The following is an 18,534-nucleotide window of genomic DNA, read 5'->3' on the forward strand; positions in this document are numbered from 1 at the left end:
CACACTAAGACATCGCCAACAAAAGGTTAAGAAATGTCAAAGCCGCTTATTTACTCAGCCTGAAGCCGATTCCCCAGATTGTATCGATGTAGGATTCGCTGTCGTACGGTTTGATTTTGCTGCGGATATTGCTGATGTGCACGGTTACCGTTTTGTCCTCACCCATATAGAGCTCCTCCCATGCCAGCTCATATAGATCCTGCTTCGTGAACACCCGGCCGGGGTTCTTCACCAGCAGCTCAACGATCCGGTATTCCTGCCTGGTCAGGTTAAGCACCGTTCCGTGGACGGTCACACTATATGCGCCAGTATCCAGCAGCAGATTTTTATGCCGGAAAGCCTTCACCGGTTCGTCAGCGGTATTTCTCTGGATGTGGACATGAATCCGTGCAATCAGCTCCTCCAGCTCAAAGGGCTTGGTCACATAATCATCCGCTCCTAACGCGAACAGGTTCAGCTTATGGTCCAGCCCGTCCTTGGCCGAGAGAATAATCACCGGTATTGCGGATTTTAGCTCTTTGCGCAGGTAGTGCATGAACTGTTCACCGGACAGTCCCGGCAGCATCAGATCCAGAACAATGAGCTGATACTCCTGCGCATCCAGATTCATTTTCCCCTCACTGCCCGAATAGGCCTGTGTGCATACAAAGCCTGCTGATGTAAGCCCGTCACGGATAATCCCGTTAATGTGTCCGTCATCCTCAATGATTAGAATCCGCCGTCCGCTTCCGTTCCCGCCCATTTGTATGTGTCTCCCCCTCTGCTGTTTTTTTGAACGCTGTAATGATGCTAAAAGTATCTCCCGTACATTCAGCCTCCGTATGCCCGTTCATCTTGCCCATCAGCGCTTGCACAATGGAGAGTCCGAGGCCGGATGAATGGCGGGTGCGTGACGGATCTTCTTTATAAAAGCGGGTGAATATCTGTCCGGCATCTACCCTGCTGCCCGCTTTAAGCTGATTGGTGAAGCGTATACACAAGGTATCCTGACTATCCACATAAGTAACAGACAACGGACCTTGTCCATGTATGAAATAATTGCTAATAATATTCGTGAATACCCGCTCAGCCGCATTAGGCTCCCCTATAACCGGAATGGGAAGCTCAGGCAGCTGAAGCTCCGGCTCATGCCCGCACTGGTTGAAATCATCAATACTCGTGAACAGGCTGCGCTTCAATACATCCATAATATCCAGAGAATTCAGTTCAATGGGATATTCGGGGTTCTGCAGCTTTGTATACAGGAACAGCTCATCCACCAGCTTAATAATCTGTTGTATTCTCGACTGGGCCAGCGTCACATACCGGTCCTTATCGGGCTGGGCTTCTGTCCGCAGTGCCAATTGAAGATAACCGTCAAGTGAAGTAAGCGGAGTTCTGATATCGTGGGACAGGCTGGTAATTGTGGCGTTGATCTGTTCATTTTTGCGGCTGAACTGCTGATCCACCTCCCGCTGGCGGTCCAGCAGGGCATTGCATTCCCGGACCAGACTGCCGATTTCCACCGGCTTTAACTGGGTGGAGATAAACTTGAACGAATGATGCTCCAGAATGAACGACAGCTGATTGCCGATATTTCTGATCTGGCTTTTATAATGCAGCATATACACGGTCTGGAGTATTAATAACACTGAGAGTACCGCCAGAATAACAAGGATAAGATCACTTCCTTCCATATAAATATCATTATATAACGTGAGCAGCACAAAATCCCCGTCAAACCTCCACTACTGTGGACGGCTGACAGGGATTTATCGCGATATGTTTATTCAGTCATGCTATGCCTTACAGGTCTTAACGGAACTTGCCTGCATCGATTGCGGCCTGCTTCTCGTCAAGGATTTCCTGGTAACCTGCATTCAGGAATGTTTCTTTGGCTTCAGCATAGACGGCATCGAATTCAGCTTCAGGAGCCAGTACAGTCTTCACGTACAGATCCTGGAACAGGGAGTTCAGATCGGCTTTGTACTCATTCGTTTTTTCAAGAACAGTGGTGAACATGGCATCCGGTGTACGGAATTCAGCGGCTTCGTCATAGTATTTCACCATTTCTTCAGCCAGATGCTCGTAGCCTGCCGGGGACCAGTTACGCATATTGGATTTCAGCGTCTTCTCGGCATCCGGATATTGAGCAATTTCAGTTACCAGAGCCCAGTAGTCTTTGTTGTTGTTCTGAGCAAGTACAGATTCGCCCTTGTAATCAGGGTTCTTCACTGCAATACCTTCTGCGTCAAGCGTATAGTTCTCGCCTTCTACACCGTTCTGGAATTTGAACAGGTTCTCCGGCTGGCTCAGCCATTCCAGATACATCCATACAGCAGCACGTTCTTGGGCTGATGTTTCATAGTTGATCCCCATGATGAAGCCGAACGGCCAGTAGGCACGCTGCTGTGGCTTATTGCCTTCCGGTACCAATGCATAAGTAGGGATTACAGCAAATTCCGCTTCCGGATTGTTAGCCATTGTAGCTGCGAAGACGTCAGCGTTGTTGGTCAGATAGGTTGCATAAGTACCTGTTTTGCCGGCAACAAATTCAGCTTTTACCTTGTTATCGTCGCTGCGAAGGTAGAATTCTTTATCGATCAGGCCATTGTTGTACTGATAGTTCATATTGCGCAGGAACTTCTCGGTATCTGCGGTTGTGAAGTCAGCCACACTCAGATCAGAATACAGCGCACGGTATTCAGGATCAACCGGCCATTCACGGAAGGCGTAGCTGTAGTTGAAGCTGTTCTGGATCAGGTTACCGGCGGTTACACCCAGTCCGGCTTCCTTCCATTTCACCAGCATTTCATTGTACTTCTCAAGGGACGTCAGGTCTTCCACCTTCATGCCGACCTTCTCTACCCAGTCCTTGCGGATCATGTTGACGAAGTTATCTGCTTCAGGACGTGCAGCGAAGAAGAAGATGTTCTGGTCATCTACTGTACCGTACTGCTGGATGGTTTCACCCATATTTGCCCAGTAAGTAGGAGCATAATTTTCTATTTCTTCATAATTAAGCGGCTGCATAACATCCTCGCCGTAATAAGTCAGCGCCTGCGGCATATCGTAGTGGAAAAGAATGTCCGGAGCCTTGTGTGAAGCGAGCAGCTGCTCATAATCGGTTACTTCACTGCTGCGGGTAATTGGAATAAAGTTGACCTCGATGTTGTTCTTATCACCGAATTCGGACTGAACCCAGCGGGTGTAGTAGTTGTCTGTTACATTCCAGCCTTCGAACGCACGCTCATAGACTGGAATATCAATCTTAACCTTCTCAGGGAAGCCCTGTGAATAATCGGCGAACTCGCCGTCAGCCAGGTTGTTGGCTGGTGTGTTGCCGCTTCCTGCATTCTTGTCATTACCGGAACAACCGGCAAGTAAACCGGCTGTCAAGACAGTTGCCATCATTAAGGATACATAACCCTTTTTGTTCATTGTAATACCCCCATTTTGAATTTTCGGACTGTATAACTGCTGCTTTGCTAGCGGAATTCACCACTACTCTTTGACTGCGCCAAGCATCGTACCCTGAACAAAGTATTTCTGGACAAACGGATATACGCAGAGAATAGGTATGGTAGCAAAGACTACGACCGACGCTTTAAGAACTTCCGGATTACTGAGTGTTACTGTAGTGGCCTCCAGCTGGAAGCTTTCGCTGGCCTGGATAACCAGATAATACAGCTTGAGCTGCAGCGGACGCAGGTCAGTGGCATGCTTGATATAGAACAGAGCGTCCTGATAGGCGTTCCAGCGGCCAACTGCGTAGAAGAGTGACAGTGTAGCGATAATTGGCTTGGAGAGCGGAATCACAATGCTCCAGAGAATCCGGAAATGTCCGGCGCCGTCGATCCGCGCAGATTCTTCCAGACTCACCGGAATACTGCTTGTCAGTGACGTCTTCATAATCAGCAGGTTAAAAGCACTGAAGGATAGCGGCAGAACCAGTGACCAGATCGTATCCATCAGACCCAGATTGTTAATGTTCATGTAATCCGGGATAATCCCTCCACTGAAGTACATGGTGAACAGGAAGATAAAGGTGATGACCCGGCGGCCCTTAAATTGGGCTCTGGACAGCGGATAAGCTGCGCAGATGGTCAGGACCATCCCCAGCACGGTGAACATTACGGTTACAATTACCGAAATGTACAAGGAGCGGAGAATACTTGCATCAGCAAAAATTTTGCTGTATGCGTCCAGAGTGAAGCCCTTCGGCCACAGGAATACCTGGTTGGCAATGACATAGGAGTCACCGCTCATGGACTTCGATAACACATGCAGGAACGGTAATAAACAAGCAAGTGAGAATAGAATAATAACGAATTTGATTAGAATATCCCAGATATCAAAACGACCTTTACTTTGTGCGGCAGCGTTGCCGGTTGATGCGCTCATCGGGTTCTCTCCTTTCTATAAAATGCCGTCTTCGCCAAGTTTTTTGGCAATGCGGTCAGCTGCAATTACAAGAATTATTCCGATTACGGACTGGAATAATCCAACCGCTGTCGCCCGGCTGAAGTTACCGGATTCGATCCCCCAACGATACACCAGCACCGGTATGGTCGTTGTGAACTCTGTGGTGGCCCTATTTTGCAATGACCAGATGCGCTCGAACGAGCCTTCCATAACTTTTCCGAGATTCATGATAAGCAGCGTTACTATGGTTGCACGGATGGATGGAATGGTAATATTCCATACCTTTCTCCAGCGTCCGGCCCCATCGACCGTTGCCGCTTCATACATTTCCGGATTGATACCGCTGATCGAAGCCAGGTAGATGATTGTTCCCCAGCCCATACTCTGCCATACCCCGATGGCCAGATAGCTGACCAGCCAGTTCGTATCCTCTTGAAGGAATGGCACCCGGTTACCGCCCATCAGTTCAATCAAGTTGTTGACAACCCCGTTACCTTCACTAAGCAGCTGATACGCAATAGCCCCGATAATAACCCAGGACAAGAAGTGAGGCAGATACAGCAGGGTCTGGTTGATGCGTTTGAACTTGACACTTTTGACTTCATTCAGCATCAGGGCCAGTATGATCGGCATCGTGAAGCTGAATATGAGATCAAGAACGTTGAGCAGCAGTGTATTGCGGATCGCTTTTGTGAAATCAGGCTTGGAGAAAATATCCTGGAATATTTGGAAGCCGACCCACTCACTGCCCCAGAAGCCTCTTGCGATCTTATAATCCTTAAAAGCGATTACAAGCCCGGCCATCGGGAAGTATTTGAATACGATTACAAAAGCCAGCGGAATCGCTACAAGCAAGTAGAGCTGCCAGTCGCGCTGTAAAAAACCGAAGCGCGAATTCTTTCTTAGTAGAGCATTTTGATTTGTCTTTGAAGCGTTTGCAACTTTCAAAATCTCACCTCCTGCACCATTTCATCTCTGCACCGGATATGTTGACCGGCTCGACTTCTATGCTAGCCCCATTGTCCGCTTTTGAAAACAATGAGTAATGCTGCTCGCCATCAAAACTGATAGAATCGCGGTTTTAAAGGGCTTTCAGAGGGGTGAATGATCATTTTTGATAGGCTAAAACGTTTTCATTAACATATATTCACAATAGAAAAACGGCCATGAGCCGTCTCCTAGGAGCCTTTACTCTTGGCCGTTTTGTAGCTGCTTGGCGGCATGCCCTCATACTTGCGGAAGAACCGGTTAAAGCTTTGAACATTATAATAGCCTACCTCAGCAGCAACCTGCTTAATTGTCAGATCCGTATCGAGCAGCAGCTCCTTGGCTTTATCAATCCGCAGCTGGTTCAGATAGTCGATCATGCTTTTCCCGGTCAGCTCATAGACGATCTTGCGCATGTAGGAGTAGCTGATTCCGAATTCGGTGCTCATATCCTTCAGGACAATCTCTTCTTTATAATGATCCTTCAGGTATTGGATGACCCGTTCCCCGTGATTGGTCTCGCCGGTGCCGCGGTCCAGGTTCTGGATAATCTCCCGGAACAACGCCTGCAGATAATTCTCCAGCTCATCCAGTGTATCCATCGCAGCCAGCACGCTGTAAATATCACCCTTCCCCATGACTGTTCTACCCGTACTGATATGATTCTCACGCAGATGCTTAATCGTTGTGCCGATCAGCTGGTGATAGATAAACATGATATTATCGTAGGAAATGTGCTGTTCTGTGCTAATCTGGCTGCGGATATTCTCCAGCTCATTGAATATACCATCCAGGTCTCCGGCATCCAGAAAGTTGAGAATCCTCCGCTCGCTGTTCTCGGAATCCAAATATTTGCGGCTGTGCTCTTCTTCCTCCTGCCAGTACATTATGCTCCCTGCACCCTTGATAATCCGCTGCTTGATTAATTCCATTGCCTCAAGCAGCCGCTCGGCAACCATTTCAGGTGCATCTGCCACCTCGCTGACGGCAATGGTGACTGTATGCTCCAGCAGCTCAAGCGATTCATCGCGGATAGACTCCAGCGCCTGCTGAATCAGGATATTGCTGCATTCATCCTCACCGGAAGCAAAATTCAGCACAATGACGATACAGCCGTCGGTATGATATACAGAATGGGCCACTATCCCTTCCGGAAACAGGCTTTCGTATTTCGTATTGAGCAGATAACGGTGGTAGCTGCGGGTTTCGACATTAGTATTACCGACATATACCCTGTACCGGTCGATGGAGACAACAGCCACCCGGTAGTTGGCCTCCGGAAAAACCTCAGCAATCCGCGGCGGGATCTCCCCGCGCAGCAGGCGGTGAACTGCAAAGCTGCGCGTATCCTCTTCGCGCTCCTGCAGCAGCCGGAACAGGCCTTCCTCCTCCTCCTGCATCCGTTTGAACGCCATGTCCAGGAAGGCAAGCTCATTTCTGTTTCTGCTGGCGATCTCCAAACCGCTTTTGGAGCGGATATTACTCACCAGCTGTCTGAGCGGCCTTGACAGCCAGGTTGCAAGAACCACTGCCAGTACCGTTCCCAGCACAATAATAGCTCCGGTAAGCAAAATAATATTGCTCTGCATCTCGCGTGATTCAGCCATCAGCTCATCCATTGAGCTCCAGCTGACATTCCACCAGCCGGATAATGCAGACCGGCTCCACGCGTAAACCATCCGGTTACCGTCCAGCTCACGGAATGTATAGCCTTCATCCGAAGCCTGATTCAGGATTTCCTGTACAAAAGGCAGCTCGAAGCCTTCTGTCAGCAGCAGTGACTTATCACTGTGCGAGATTACTTTTCCGTCTGCCCCCAGCAGCAGGGAGCTGCTGCCCTCTGCTTCCGCCGTATTCAGATATTTGCCGACCTGGCTCTCCTTCATGTTGACGACAATCAATCCGCTTGTCGGAGAGGACAGGCGGTTGAGCGGATAGACATAGGACACAACATGTTCACCAGAGGCCAGCCTGCGCGGAACCCATACCCCGCTGATTCCTCTCTGGTCCTTAAGGGCTTCCGTTGTCCAGCTCATCGGCTCGTAACGTTCCAGCGTCGTGATAGCGTTATCAGTAGAAATTACATAATCAGAATCTGTCAGATAAAAATAGGAAGAGCTCACTCCGTCAACACGCCGGTTTAAGTTCAGCAGCTCATTCATTACAGACTTGGCCTTAGTGTAGTTAGAGTAGCTGGAGTTCACCTCATTGTAGGTCTCGAATCCGCGGATCGGTTCAAATACGTTGGCTGCAGCCAGGCGCGCCGTGTCCTGGGCCAGATTGGCCAGGGCATTCTCGTTCAGCTTACGGTTGGCGTTCAGTCCTGCTAATGCAGATTCACCGATGGCTGCCTCTGAATTTTCTATGATCTGAGCTCCGCTATACCACGTCAGGATGGCTGTCGGTATGGCCATTATGCAGAATAGAATTACGGCCAGCTGCAGCATCATCGGTATTTTCTTCATTGCATGTCCCCCTATTAACTCTGTAAACGTTATCAAATTAAACAGAGAAGCCCTCATGCAACGGGCTTCTCTGCTAATCATTTTCTAAATTCAGGAGAGTATCGGATGCATGGAATCATGTGCGTATATGAAAATTTCATCTGTTTATAGAGATCACTTGTAGCTATGATAACACAAAATATAGGATTCAGTCCTGTTATTTGCTCAGGAAATGTCGAACTTTGTTTACTGTTCACAGGAATGATAAAGAGCCACCCCTTAAGGTGGCTCTTCTGAATATACATTATCTAAGAATGGACTTGGCTCTCATCCGCAGCTGGTGACGCTCACCGCGGATCGCATTCCCAAGGATATCAATATTCTGATACAGGGCCAGGCCGGAGAAGCCGGCATCCCCGATATGCTGAATATCTACGCCGCAAGCTTTGCAGGCCAGAGCAATCTTCTGTATAACTTCCTTACCAGAGCTCTCCTGGCTCGTTCCAATCGCTGATAAGGTCAGTACTTTTCTGGCAGGATCAGCTTCAGTCCGGTTGTAAGCATGAACGGCTTCTACAAGTTCGTAAAGCTCATCCTCCCTGAACTTAGGCACGGTATACACGGCAGGAAACAGAATAATGTCGGCACCGGCTTCAATAAAAGCCTGCACAGTCTCCTTATCAATAATGGGTTCATCGATACCGGAGCTGTGCATTTTACCGGCAATAATTAAGCCGTTAAAGACCTCTCTGGCAATTCTGATCGAATGGGTAATAGCCTCATTGGTAACACCGGTACCCGGATTGCCTGTCAGGCAAATAAAATCCAGTCCTAACTCGTTGGCCTTTGCAAAGGTAGCCGCATTAGCTTTTCTGCCAGCTCCAATTTGTTCTTTTTCATCCATCGTTGCCGCACTATCATCTACCGGCTCCAGATTTGCGCCAACCGGACGTCCGGTCAGCTTCCTGAGCGTTCTGACCGGCTGCTTGTCTGCCGGATCTATTCCGCTGATTCCAGGATGCTCAACATCAAAGGCGTTAAGCAGCAGCAGGTCCGCTCCTGCAAATTTGGCAATTTCCCCGTTAGTTATGCCGTCTATGATCGGCTCCTTGATGACTGCCGTTTCCGCAAGCACCGTTCTTCCTTCACTCGCGTAAATAGCCAGCTTCAGCTCTTCTCTGCTCATTGCAAGCAGATCACTGGCATCACAGTTTAATAATCGCTTGGTCATGCCTGGCCCTCCCCTTTCTTTTCTTCCAGAATGAATTGTTTATCCATTGCCCTAAAGAACGGATAATAGATAAGTACTGAGACCGCAAGGTTAACCAGCTGCATAATGGAGCCTCTCAGGCTGCTTGTAGCCAGATATCCGCTAATGAGCGGCGGCATGGTCCAAGGTACCGATACACCGTTGGTTTTGGGAACAAGCCCCGTCACCATTGCAAAATACGTCAGGACAACCATGGCAATCGGTGCCAGAATAAACGGAATGAACATGATTGGATTGAGTACGACAGGCACACCGAACATCAGCGGTTCTCCGATATTGAAAGCTGCAGGCGTAATACTCAGGCGGCCGATGGATTTATTCTGCTGGCTTTTACTAAACAGAAAGAGACAGACAGCAAGGGCAAATACCGTACCTGCCCCACCCATATGAACAAAGACATCAAAGAACGGCTGGGTGAAAATATTAGGCAGCTCCTGCCCGGCCTGAAGAGCCAGACGGTTCTCATCCATTTTCTGCATCCAGATTGGGTTCATGATACCGCCCATAATGTTGCCGCCGTGTATCCCGGTCAGCCAGAACACGCTAATCAGCAGATCATAAATGATAGCGCCGAAGATCGTACCGCCCAGCATGCTCAGCGGCTTGCCCAGAACAGTCTGCACCAGATCATGCAGGCTTCCGATTCCTGTTGCTGTGAGAATCCAGCTGATCGCAGCGAAGAACACTATAATGAAGAAACCCGGAATCAGTGCGGTGAACGATCGGCCGACAGCAGGCGGAACCCCGTCCGGCAGGGTAATGACAAGATTCTTTTTAATGACAAATCTGAAGATTTCGGTGGAGATAATCGCAATTACAATAGCCACAAACAAGCCCTTGCTTCCCATTAGAGCAAGCGGAATACCCGCTGCATTCTCGGCTGTAAAAATATTAGGGGTGCTGAGCATATATGCGGACAACGATAAAATACCGACGGACATCCCATCTAAAGAATATTGATTCGCGAGCGAGTAAGCAATAGTAAAGGCAGCCAGGAGCCCGATCAGACCGAATGTCCCGTTAACAATGAGTCCCAGGCGCTCCGCCCATCCGCCTTCATTCATGAAATTCTGATACCATGCAGCCTCAATCGGCAAGCTGTTTAGAATAAGGGCAATTGACCCGATAATAATGAGCGGCATGATATAGGATATACCGTCACGAATAGCTACCAGCTGTTTGACTTGTCCGATTCTCCCGGCAAACGGAGCAATCCGTTCTTCCAGAAATGTTTGCACCTTGCTCATGATATAACCCCCATAAATAATTTATCTAATATCCAGATAATCCAGCAGCAGCTGGCAAAACATCATATTGGACCACGAGAACCACTCACGGGTGTACCGGCTCTCATCATTCACATCAAAGCTCTCATGGCACTGCATCGTACCCGCCGTTGTTCCTGACACAATATCCAGAATTCGTGCTTTCTCATCCTTGGCTGTTGCAGTCAGCCCTTGAATACTCAAGGCAATCGGCCAGATGTACTGATCCGGTGTATGTGAGCTGCCAATTCCCGACGCTACGCTTCCGGTATAGTAATACGGATTCCTAGGGCTTAGAAGAAATTCCCGGGTATTCACATACAGCTCATCCTCTTTACTGCAATAACCCAGGTAGGGGGCTGATAGCAGGCTGGGAACATTGGCATCATCCATCAGCGTGTAATTGCCCAGACCGTCCACTTCATAGGCGTACATTTTTTTGCCGGTCTGCTCATCCTGTACAATTCCGTACTGTTCAATACCTGAGCGGATCTCATCACGCAGCCGGCTAATCTCCTGAACGAATACCTCCTCCTGATAAAAGCGGGAAACGAGCTCTTCCAGATGCGTCAGAATGACAACTGCGAACATATTCGCCGGAATCAGATACCCGTAGCGGCAGGCATCATCACTTGGACGGAAGCCCGACCAGGTCATTCCCGTATATCCGACCGGCGTACCCCGGCCGTCATTTGTCAGTGTATCCTCCGGCCGTGCCCCGAACCGTTCAAAGGAATAATCCGAGCTTTCATGATGCTGCTCCTGCCTGAAGACCCGCACAATCTCTTTGGCTGCCTGCAAAAAGCTTTCATTGAAATGCCCTGTATACCCGGTCTGCTCAAACAGCAGATAAGCAAGCTTTACGGGATAACATAAGGAATCGACCTCATATTTGCGTTCCCAGACCCAGGGTGACATTGCCGTCTTATCCGTCTGATGACCTTGCCCGTTCGGTGCTTCGTTAAAAGCATTCGCATAAGGGTCAATCAGGATGTAATCGCACTGCTTTTGCACAAGCCCAGCCAGCAAGGTCTGAAAGATCTCATTGGTTTGGGCAAGCACCAGATACGGCTGGATCTGCGCAGTAGAATCTCTTAGCCACATCGCCGGAATATCTCCGGTAACCAGATATACCGATCCGTCTTCCTGAATGTTAAGCGTTCTCAACAGTGTGTCAGAAAAACAGTTCCGGAACTGGCTCCCCCAGCTTTCCTTTCCAATAGCACGGGTTTTTTCATCCATTAACGTCAACAGCTCACTTATTCCGTCCATCGCCTGATGTTTAATAACCTTTTTCCACTCCTTTTAATATTTCTATATCCTTTTATAATATATTTAGTACCTTTATACTACATTTTAAAATCACTCTTTGTCAACAACGATTATAAATGATATAATATATATATCATTTTATTGAAAAGGAGATCCTCCCATTTTGAGAAAAAAACCGTTGTATCAAAAAATCTACCAGCAAATCAAAGAAGACATCCAAAATGGCAAATATAAGCCCGGTGAACAGATTCCTACTGAAAAAGAGCTGATGGATCTCTTTGAGGTCAGCAGGCTGACAGCCAAAAATGCGATGAACCTAATGGCCGAAGAAGGCTGGATTAACCGTGTCTCGGGAAAGGGGAGCTTTGTCAGCGAGCTTGCCGCACAGCCTACGGCCCCGGCCGAAGCGCGGAGCTCCAGGCTGATCGGCCTTATTCTGGCCGGTTTTTCAGACAGCTACGGTACAGAACTGCTCCGGACTATCATTAGCGAGCTGAATCAGAAGGGGTATCATTGTATTTTGAAGATTTCTAACGAATCCCAGGAGCGGGAGACGGAGTATCTCGATGAGCTAATCACCCTAGGTGTGGAAGGAATCATTATTCTTCCGGTTCAGGCGGAATTCCATAACCCCGCCCTGCTCAAGGTTACGCTGAGCAATTTCCCGGTCGTATTAATGGACCGCAAGCTTGCCGGCTTGTCCGTCCCTTATGTCGGCAGCAACAATAAAGAGGTTGCCACCCGGATAACAAGTCAGCTGTTAACCTCAGGCCACACTAAAATCTGCGTTATTTCTCATACTAATGTGAATAATTCCTCCATCAACGACAGAATCGACGGCATTAAAGAAGCGTATATGAGCAAACAGGTGCTGCTTGATACCCAGCTATGGCTGCTGGATCTTGAAACCTCCTACTGGAACCTTACAGATGTGCAGGGCCTGGAAACGGATTATCAGAAGATCTATCAGAAAATTAAGGAGAAGCCGGAGATTACCTGTTTCTTTGCGCTTGATTACCTCAGTGGTCAGATGCTCTGGAATGCCCTGGAACGGGCCGGCCGAAAAATCCCGGAGGATTACAGCCTGCTCGGCTTTGACGGCCCGCCGGATAATTTCCTGTCTCCTTCCTATTCCCGGATCATCCAGAACCAGAAGGATATCGCTGTAAATGCAGCGGACCTGCTGATTCAGCTGATCAGCTCCAAACAGTTCGATTCCAAAGAAGTCATCATCAGTACACACTTTTTGGACAACCAGACAGTCAGTAAGCTTACTGAATAAGTGCTGACTATTTCGGGGGAGGCCGCCGTATGTATCCAAGACTTGCAACCATCCTAAGCTATTTGATTCATGCGGAAAATCCGGTTACAGGGGAATGGCTTGCCGGGGAGACCAGGGTTACTTCGCGGACCGTGCGTAATGATATTAAACTCCTGAATGATATGCTGACCCGTAATGGCGCACAGGTTCATACCGTAAGAGGGGCCGGGTATGAGCTGCGGATTTCCGATCCGTTCTTATTTGACGGCTGGAGCCGGCAGCAGATCACCGGCGCTCCGCCCGGATCGTTTGTTTCACCTGCTGACAGGACTACTTATATAATCAGAACGCTGCTGCTTGCAAAGGGCTACCTCAAAACCGAAGAGCTGGCAGACCTGCTGTATGTTAGTACCTCAACCATTCAGAACGATTTGAAGGATGTAAAGGCTGCGATTGGCACACACGGGCTCGAACTTCAGAAAAGGCCGAACTACGGCCTGCAAATAAGCGGCCGGGAGTTTCCGCTGCGGCTTTGCATGTTCGAGGCGTTTAAGCCGTTCGTTAACGACGCGGGTACGACTTCCCCGGGCACAAACGGACTGTTTACGGCGGAGGAAGTCACTCAACTCCGCAATCTGGTCATCTCCAGCATGCGGAGGTATGACCTGGCTTTTTCCGATACCGGACTCAACAGCCTTGTCGTCCATATTCTAATTGCAGCCAAACGCATCCGGGAAGGACATCAGATTTCCGGACTGCCGGACGGTTTCTCAGCTTTGGAGCATACACAGGAGGCAGTAGCCGTACTCGACCTGACAAGTAGGCTGGAGCTGGACGGTATAACCTTTCCCCCTGCAGAAACGGCCTATCTGACCATGCTTCTGCTGGGAACAGAAAGGCTGCCCGCTGCAGGCAATGACATAGGCCGGGCTGTCGAGGCTATGGACAAAGAATACTACACGTATGCCCGGGACATGATTGATGAAATGGAAGAAGCATTAGGGCTGGGCATCCATGCCGATACGGAGCTGATCTGGAGTCTGGGGATGCATCTCAAGCCTGCGCTGAACCGGATCCGCATGGATATGATGATTAAGAATCCGATGCTAGAATCGATTAAGTCTGCGTATCCGCTTGCTTTTCAGGCAGGGATTATCGGAGCGGCATTGCTTGAAAAGCAAACCGGGCTGCCCATATCTGAGCATGAGATTGCTTACATCGCGCTCCATATCGGTGCAGCATTGGAACGTATCAAGGGGAGGGGCTTGCAGAAGAAATGTATCATTGTCTGCAGCTCGGGCCTGGGCAGTGCCCAATTGCTGTACCAAAAGCTCAGTAAGCTGACAGGCTCCCGGCTGGAAGTACTCGGTACCTTCGGCTCCTATAACCTGAGTATGGCACCGCTTGATCAGATTGATTTTATCATCAGCACGGTACCTCTGGCCCTTAACCCGGGTATTCCGGTTATCGTGGTTCACCCGCTTCTAAATGAAGGGGATTGGCACAGTATAAATAGCCACATGCTCAGCATGAACAGCACCGTTGCCCCCTTTATCCGCCCGGAGCTGACCTTTCTTAAGCAAAGCTTAGATTCAAGAGATGAAATATTAGCCTTTCTGTGCTCAAAACTGACCGGATTACAGCTGGCAGGAGCCAACTTCCTTGAATTGGTAAAGCAGCGGGAAGCTGTCTCTTCTACAGCCTATGGTAACCTCACGGCCATTCCGCACCCGTTGATCCCGCAGACGCTGGAGACCTTCTGGGTCATCTGCACGTTACAAAAACCGGTATTGTGGGGAAACAAACGGGTACAATTTGTCTGCCTGCTCTGTGTTTCAGGCAAAAAAAAGCAGGACCTGACAGGGATGTACAATATACTGATACAGGTGACTGAAAGCTATGAGCTTGTACAGCAGTTGACCTCGGCGGATTCCTTTCAGGAGATATCCAATATTTTTTTCCGCAACCAAACGGAAAAACATTCGGTTTAGATTCCTTTAAACATTAACTATACTGATAGTGAATACTTCATTAGGGTACGATCTAAACTTAATACCGGAGGTTACTACATTGGATTATCTGGAAAAAATCATGACCCTGATTGCGATGTCCGGCAGCGCCCGCAGCAAAGCTATGGAAGCGCTGATGCTCGCCAAACAAAATGAGATGGTGAGTGCAGGCGAGCTGCTCGATGCTGCGGCCACCGAAATAAGAAGTGCGCATAAAATTCAAACCCAGCTAATTCAGGAGGAAGCCGGCGGGACCAGACAGGACATTACCCTGCTGATGATCCACGCCCAGGACCATCTCATGAATGCAATGACGGTGAAGGATATGGCCAAGGAGTTTATCAGTCTGTACGAACGCTTACCGCAAACTAACTAATGAAGAAAGGGGATCTAAATACATGATCAGAATAGTGCTTGTATGCTCGGCAGGAATGTCTACCAGTCTTATGGTTAAAAAAATGCAGGAGGCTGCAGAGGCTTCCAGCCAGGAGGTAAGTATCCAGGCTACAGCCGGTGAAGCGCTGGCGAACATCACGGACGGTATCGATGTGCTGATGCTCGGGCCGCAGGTTGCATACATGAGAAAGGATTATGAGCAGCGCTATGTTCCCAAAGGCATTAAGGTTGATGTCATTAACACGATCGATTATGGCAGAATGAACGGTGAAAAGGTACTGGCCAGAGCGCTGGAGCTGGCAGCAAATTAAAGATAAGCAGAGTTGCATTTGCCAAACGGCAAGCTCTGTATAGAAGGGGTAGTGCTACAGCACTGCTCCTTTTTTCTGATGAAATGAACGCTGTTCACCGGCAATATTTTCATGCTATGATTCTGAATTTCCATTTTAGTTTTGACAAGCCCCCCTGGCAATTGTTAAGCTTTGCTTTAGAAGAGAGTAAATCAAACTATTATTCCCTAAAAAAAATGATCAGGCGCTTGGAGGAAACAACATGACACAATGGATCACAGAATTCATCCTGTTCTTCAAAGATTTGTCGTATGCCGGTATAGTCATTGCCTTGTCCTTTGAATTTGTACCTGCTGAGCTCGTCCTGCCGCTGGCGGGCTATTGGGTTTATCTCGGGGACATGAAGCTGGTTTTAACGATTCTGGCGGGCACAGTCGGAGGAACCTTTGGTCCTTTAACGTTGTATGCGATCGGCCGGTTCGGCGGGAGACCCTTTATTGAAAGATACGGCAAGTATATTTTCATCCGTCCCCATCATTTAGTGGCGTCCGACCGTTTTTTTGAGAAATACGGCAGTGGCGTTGCTTTTTACGGACGTTTTATCCCCGGGGTTAGAACCTTAATTTCCGTACCATGCGGTATGGCTAAGATGAATGTGTTAAAATTCAGTATCTATACTTTTTTGGCTATGCTGCCTATTACTTCACTGTACGTTTACCTGGGATATAAGCTGGGGGCTCAATGGGAGCATGTGGACGAGATTATCAAGCCTTACATCATTCCGACAGCAGCAGTCTTCATTTTGTGCTTCGGATGCTACGTCCTTTTAAAGCGGTACAGAAACAGGCAGGCATAGAGCATTAACAATCCGTAATTCAGGAGGAACACATGGAAAACTTATTAACCTGGCTAAAGTATCTGCTGCTCGGGATCGTTCAGGGGGTAACAGAGCCGATCCCCGTCTCTTCGAGCGGACACCTGATTATCGCGCAGCGTCTGCTGGGGATGAAACAAAACGGGCTGTCGTTTGAAATCTTGACCAATACGGCTTCGCTGATCGCTATCATGTTTATTTTCCGCAATGATATCAAATCGTTAATTACAGGTGCTTACCGTTACCTGCAGACGCGCCGTGCAGAGCATAAGGCTGATTTCATGTTCTGCCTTTACATTGTTATCGGTACAATCCCGGCTGCCGTTGCTGCAGTGCTGTTCAAGGACACTATAGAGCGGGTATTTACTTCAGTACATACTGTCTCTATCAGCTTACTGGTTACAGGGGTTGCCCTGTGGCTGATCCGTAATCTCCGGGGACAAAAAAGGGACGGCAACCTTACCATGAGAGATGCCCTTATTGTCGGACTGGCTCAGGCGGTAGCCCTGATTCCCGGGATTAGCCGTTCAGGCTCGACGGTTATTGCCTCCATTGCGGTTGGTATGAAGCAGGAGACGGCTCTGAAATTTTCCTTTATGCTCTATATTCCAATCAGCATCGGCGGCCTGATTCTGGGAGCCTCTGATATTGCGAACGATCCGAACCGGGCGCAGCTGGCTATCCCCTACGTCATCGCGTTCCTTACAACGCTTGTGGCCACCTATTATGCGATGCGCTGGTTCATCGGCATTATGGCCAAAGGCAATCTGATCTACTTTTCGTACTATTGCTTTGCGGTCGGTACACTCTTACTGATTTTTCTCTAGGCAGAAAGGTGAGCGTTAACGATGAACAGACCTATCCGTTTCGGCATCATCGGCAGCGGCTGGCGGGCGGAGATGTATCTCAAGCTGGCTGAGCTGCTTCCGCAGCAGTTTCAGGTAAGCGGTGTAATGATTCGTAATCCTGCCAAATACCAGCTGCTGATCACTAAGTGGAATCTCACCGTGCATAGCTCGGTGGAACGCCTTGCGGCAGATAGTGATTTTGTGGTGCTGGCGGTGTCCAAAACAGCGGCTGCGCCGCTGCTTCTGGAGCTGGCGGCTTTGAACATACCTGTGCTGGCTGAAACACCTACTGCCTCTACTCCGGCTGAATATGAGCTGCTGCGCTCTCTTGCCTTGAGCAGCCCGCAGATTCAGGTGGCCGAGCAATATCCGCTGCTGCCGCATCATCAGGCGAGAACCGCCTATATCGGAACAGGCGGGCTGGGGCAGATCGGGCATGTTCAAGTCTCTGTGGCCCATGGCTATCACGGCATCAGCCTGATCCGCAGGTGGCTCTCCGTCACGGGCACAGCCTGTGACATTACAGCCCGCCGGGTTGAGCTGCCAATTATGGACTTCTCCTACCGGGGGCGTGCAGCAGAGGATAGCCTGAAGACGGAGCAGCAGGATATTGCGATCATGGTCTTCCCCACCGGCCAGAGTGCCGTACTTGACTTCACCCGCTCACAGTACTTTTCACCGCTGCGTTCAAACCGCATCCTGATCCGCGGGTCACACGGGGAAATCCGCGATAATGAGATTATCCGCCGGCTGAGTCCTGATGAGACGGAGTACCTGAATATTATGCGGATTCAAAGCGGTCAGGAGGGCAGTCTGGACAGCCTGGGTCTGCGAGAGCTGCGGGCAGGCGGACATAGCCTGTTCCGCAACCCTTTTGCCGCTGCCCCGCTTTCTGATGAAGAAATTGGGATCGGACAGGCGCTGCTGAATATGGCTGACTTCCTGCATACGGGAGTGTCCTCCTATGCGTTAGCGGATGCCTTGACGGATGTGCGGCTGGCGTTCGCAGTCGATGAGGCTATTGCATCGGGGAATAATGTAACTGTGGGGAATGAGCTGGAAGCTGATAAGTAAGGGACAAATATTGATTTGCCTGGAGCACGCCTCCGGGCCGGAAAGGAGAGGCACTTTTGACTCTCCTTTGGCAGATCGGGCTACCCGTGCTGGATTCAGAGGCACTTTTGACTCTCATTCCGCCGATTGGGCCACCTACG

The 18,534-nt window shown here is 49.3% G+C and carries 16 protein-coding genes; 7 read left to right on the top strand and 9 right to left on the bottom strand.

Features of this window, described 5'->3' with window-relative positions; translation table 11 throughout:
- Positions 1 to 46: 46 nt before the first annotated feature.
- The 9 genes from BN3772_RS09740 to BN3772_RS09780 form a co-directional block, all read right to left on the bottom strand.
- Positions 47 to 742, bottom strand: coding sequence for a response regulator transcription factor (locus tag BN3772_RS09740; RefSeq protein ID WP_042199122.1), 696 nt, complete (start codon positions 740 to 742; stop codon positions 47 to 49).
- Entirely contained in the window at positions 702 to 1,631 is a 930-nt protein-coding gene (locus BN3772_RS09745; protein WP_167336663.1) for a sensor histidine kinase, read from the bottom strand. Before BN3772_RS09745 ends, BN3772_RS09740 begins: the two co-directional genes overlap by 41 nt.
- A gap of 163 nt (positions 1,632 to 1,794) precedes the next feature.
- Positions 1,795 to 3,420 (bottom strand): type 2 periplasmic-binding domain-containing protein, encoded by a 1,626-nt coding sequence (locus BN3772_RS09750; protein ID WP_042199124.1) that lies wholly within the window; start codon positions 3,418 to 3,420, stop codon positions 1,795 to 1,797.
- 63 nt (positions 3,421 to 3,483) lie between these two features.
- Complete coding sequence (locus tag BN3772_RS09755; RefSeq protein ID WP_042173921.1) at positions 3,484 to 4,383, bottom strand: carbohydrate ABC transporter permease; 900 nt, start codon at positions 4,381 to 4,383, stop codon at positions 3,484 to 3,486.
- 15 nt (positions 4,384 to 4,398) lie between these two features.
- Positions 4,399 to 5,352, bottom strand: coding sequence for an ABC transporter permease (locus BN3772_RS09760; RefSeq protein ID WP_042173920.1), 954 nt, complete (start codon positions 5,350 to 5,352; stop codon positions 4,399 to 4,401).
- A gap of 230 nt (positions 5,353 to 5,582) precedes the next feature.
- A complete protein-coding gene (locus tag BN3772_RS09765) occupies positions 5,583 to 7,856 on the bottom strand; it encodes an AraC family transcriptional regulator (protein ID WP_042199125.1) in 2,274 nt (757 codons plus the stop codon).
- A gap of 283 nt (positions 7,857 to 8,139) precedes the next feature.
- Positions 8,140 to 9,066 (bottom strand): DUF7916 family protein, encoded by a 927-nt coding sequence (locus BN3772_RS09770; protein ID WP_042199126.1) that lies wholly within the window; start codon positions 9,064 to 9,066, stop codon positions 8,140 to 8,142.
- Positions 9,063 to 10,352 carry a PTS cellobiose transporter subunit IIC gene (gene celB / locus BN3772_RS09775; RefSeq protein WP_042199127.1) on the bottom strand — a complete coding sequence of 430 codons (1,290 nt, stop codon included), beginning with the start codon at positions 10,350 to 10,352 and terminating at the stop codon, positions 9,063 to 9,065. The genes BN3772_RS09770 and celB overlap by 4 nt, the downstream gene beginning before the upstream one ends.
- Positions 10,353 to 10,373: 21 nt before the next feature.
- Positions 10,374 to 11,612 (bottom strand): glycoside hydrolase family 125 protein, encoded by a 1,239-nt coding sequence (locus BN3772_RS09780; RefSeq protein WP_042199143.1) that lies wholly within the window; start codon positions 11,610 to 11,612, stop codon positions 10,374 to 10,376.
- 193 nt (positions 11,613 to 11,805) lie between these two features.
- Here BN3772_RS09780 and BN3772_RS09785 point away from each other — a divergent pair, with 193 nt between their 5' ends.
- The 7 genes from BN3772_RS09785 to BN3772_RS09815 all read left to right on the top strand — a co-directional run bounded on the left by BN3772_RS09785 (position 11,806) and on the right by BN3772_RS09815 (position 18,394).
- On the top strand, positions 11,806 to 12,924 hold the full coding sequence (locus tag BN3772_RS09785) for a GntR family transcriptional regulator (protein WP_042199128.1): 1,119 nt from the start codon (positions 11,806 to 11,808) through the stop codon (positions 12,922 to 12,924).
- 29 nt (positions 12,925 to 12,953) lie between these two features.
- Positions 12,954 to 14,894: a BglG family transcription antiterminator gene (locus BN3772_RS09790; RefSeq protein WP_042199129.1), complete on the top strand. Its 1,941-nt coding sequence runs from the start codon at positions 12,954 to 12,956 to the stop codon at positions 14,892 to 14,894.
- Between the two features lie 79 nt (positions 14,895 to 14,973).
- The gene (locus BN3772_RS09795; protein WP_280114383.1) at positions 14,974 to 15,288 is read left to right on the top strand and encodes a PTS lactose/cellobiose transporter subunit IIA; all 315 of its coding nucleotides are present in this window, start codon (positions 14,974 to 14,976) and stop codon (positions 15,286 to 15,288) included.
- Positions 15,289 to 15,310: 22 nt separating this feature from the next.
- Positions 15,311 to 15,619, top strand: a complete 309-nt coding sequence (locus BN3772_RS09800) for a PTS sugar transporter subunit IIB (RefSeq protein WP_042199130.1) — start codon at positions 15,311 to 15,313, stop codon at positions 15,617 to 15,619.
- Between the two features lie 241 nt (positions 15,620 to 15,860).
- Entirely contained in the window at positions 15,861 to 16,454 is a 594-nt protein-coding gene (locus BN3772_RS09805; RefSeq protein ID WP_042199131.1) for a DedA family protein, read from the top strand.
- A gap of 32 nt (positions 16,455 to 16,486) precedes the next feature.
- Complete coding sequence (locus BN3772_RS09810) at positions 16,487 to 17,299, top strand: undecaprenyl-diphosphate phosphatase (RefSeq protein WP_042199132.1); 813 nt, start codon at positions 16,487 to 16,489, stop codon at positions 17,297 to 17,299.
- 21 nt (positions 17,300 to 17,320) lie between these two features.
- The gene (locus tag BN3772_RS09815) at positions 17,321 to 18,394 is read left to right on the top strand and encodes a Gfo/Idh/MocA family oxidoreductase (protein WP_042199133.1); all 1,074 of its coding nucleotides are present in this window, start codon (positions 17,321 to 17,323) and stop codon (positions 18,392 to 18,394) included.
- The last annotated feature ends 140 nt before the right edge of the window (positions 18,395 to 18,534 follow it).

The organism is Paenibacillus camerounensis (assembly GCF_000723885.1).
Lineage (GTDB): Bacteria > Bacillota > Bacilli > Paenibacillales > Paenibacillaceae > Paenibacillus_AQ > Paenibacillus_AQ camerounensis.

Bases quoted from the DNA above. Each gene is read 5' to 3' on its own strand.
- BN3772_RS09740 (WP_042199122.1), bottom strand. From the start codon at position 742: ATGGGCGGGAACGGAAGCGGACGGCGGATTCTAATCATTGAGGATGAC.
- BN3772_RS09750 (WP_042199124.1), bottom strand. From the start codon at position 3,420: ATGAACAAAAAGGGTTATGTATCCTTAATGATGGCAACTGTCTTGACA.
- BN3772_RS09755 (WP_042173921.1), bottom strand. From the start codon at position 4,383: ATGAGCGCATCAACCGGCAACGCTGCCGCACAAAGTAAAGGTCGTTTT.
- BN3772_RS09765 (WP_042199125.1), bottom strand. From the start codon at position 7,856: ATGAAGAAAATACCGATGATGCTGCAGCTGGCCGTAATTCTATTCTGC.
- BN3772_RS09770 (WP_042199126.1), bottom strand. From the start codon at position 9,066: ATGACCAAGCGATTATTAAACTGTGATGCCAGTGATCTGCTTGCAATG.
- celB (WP_042199127.1), bottom strand. From the start codon at position 10,352: ATGAGCAAGGTGCAAACATTTCTGGAAGAACGGATTGCTCCGTTTGCC.
- BN3772_RS09780 (WP_042199143.1), bottom strand. From the start codon at position 11,612: ATGGATGAAAAAACCCGTGCTATTGGAAAGGAAAGCTGGGGGAGCCAG.
- BN3772_RS09790 (WP_042199129.1), top strand. From the start codon at position 12,954: ATGTATCCAAGACTTGCAACCATCCTAAGCTATTTGATTCATGCGGAA.
- BN3772_RS09800 (WP_042199130.1), top strand. From the start codon at position 15,311: ATGATCAGAATAGTGCTTGTATGCTCGGCAGGAATGTCTACCAGTCTT.
- BN3772_RS09805 (WP_042199131.1), top strand. From the start codon at position 15,861: ATGACACAATGGATCACAGAATTCATCCTGTTCTTCAAAGATTTGTCG.
- BN3772_RS09810 (WP_042199132.1), top strand. From the start codon at position 16,487: ATGGAAAACTTATTAACCTGGCTAAAGTATCTGCTGCTCGGGATCGTT.
- BN3772_RS09815 (WP_042199133.1), top strand. From the start codon at position 17,321: ATGAACAGACCTATCCGTTTCGGCATCATCGGCAGCGGCTGGCGGGCG.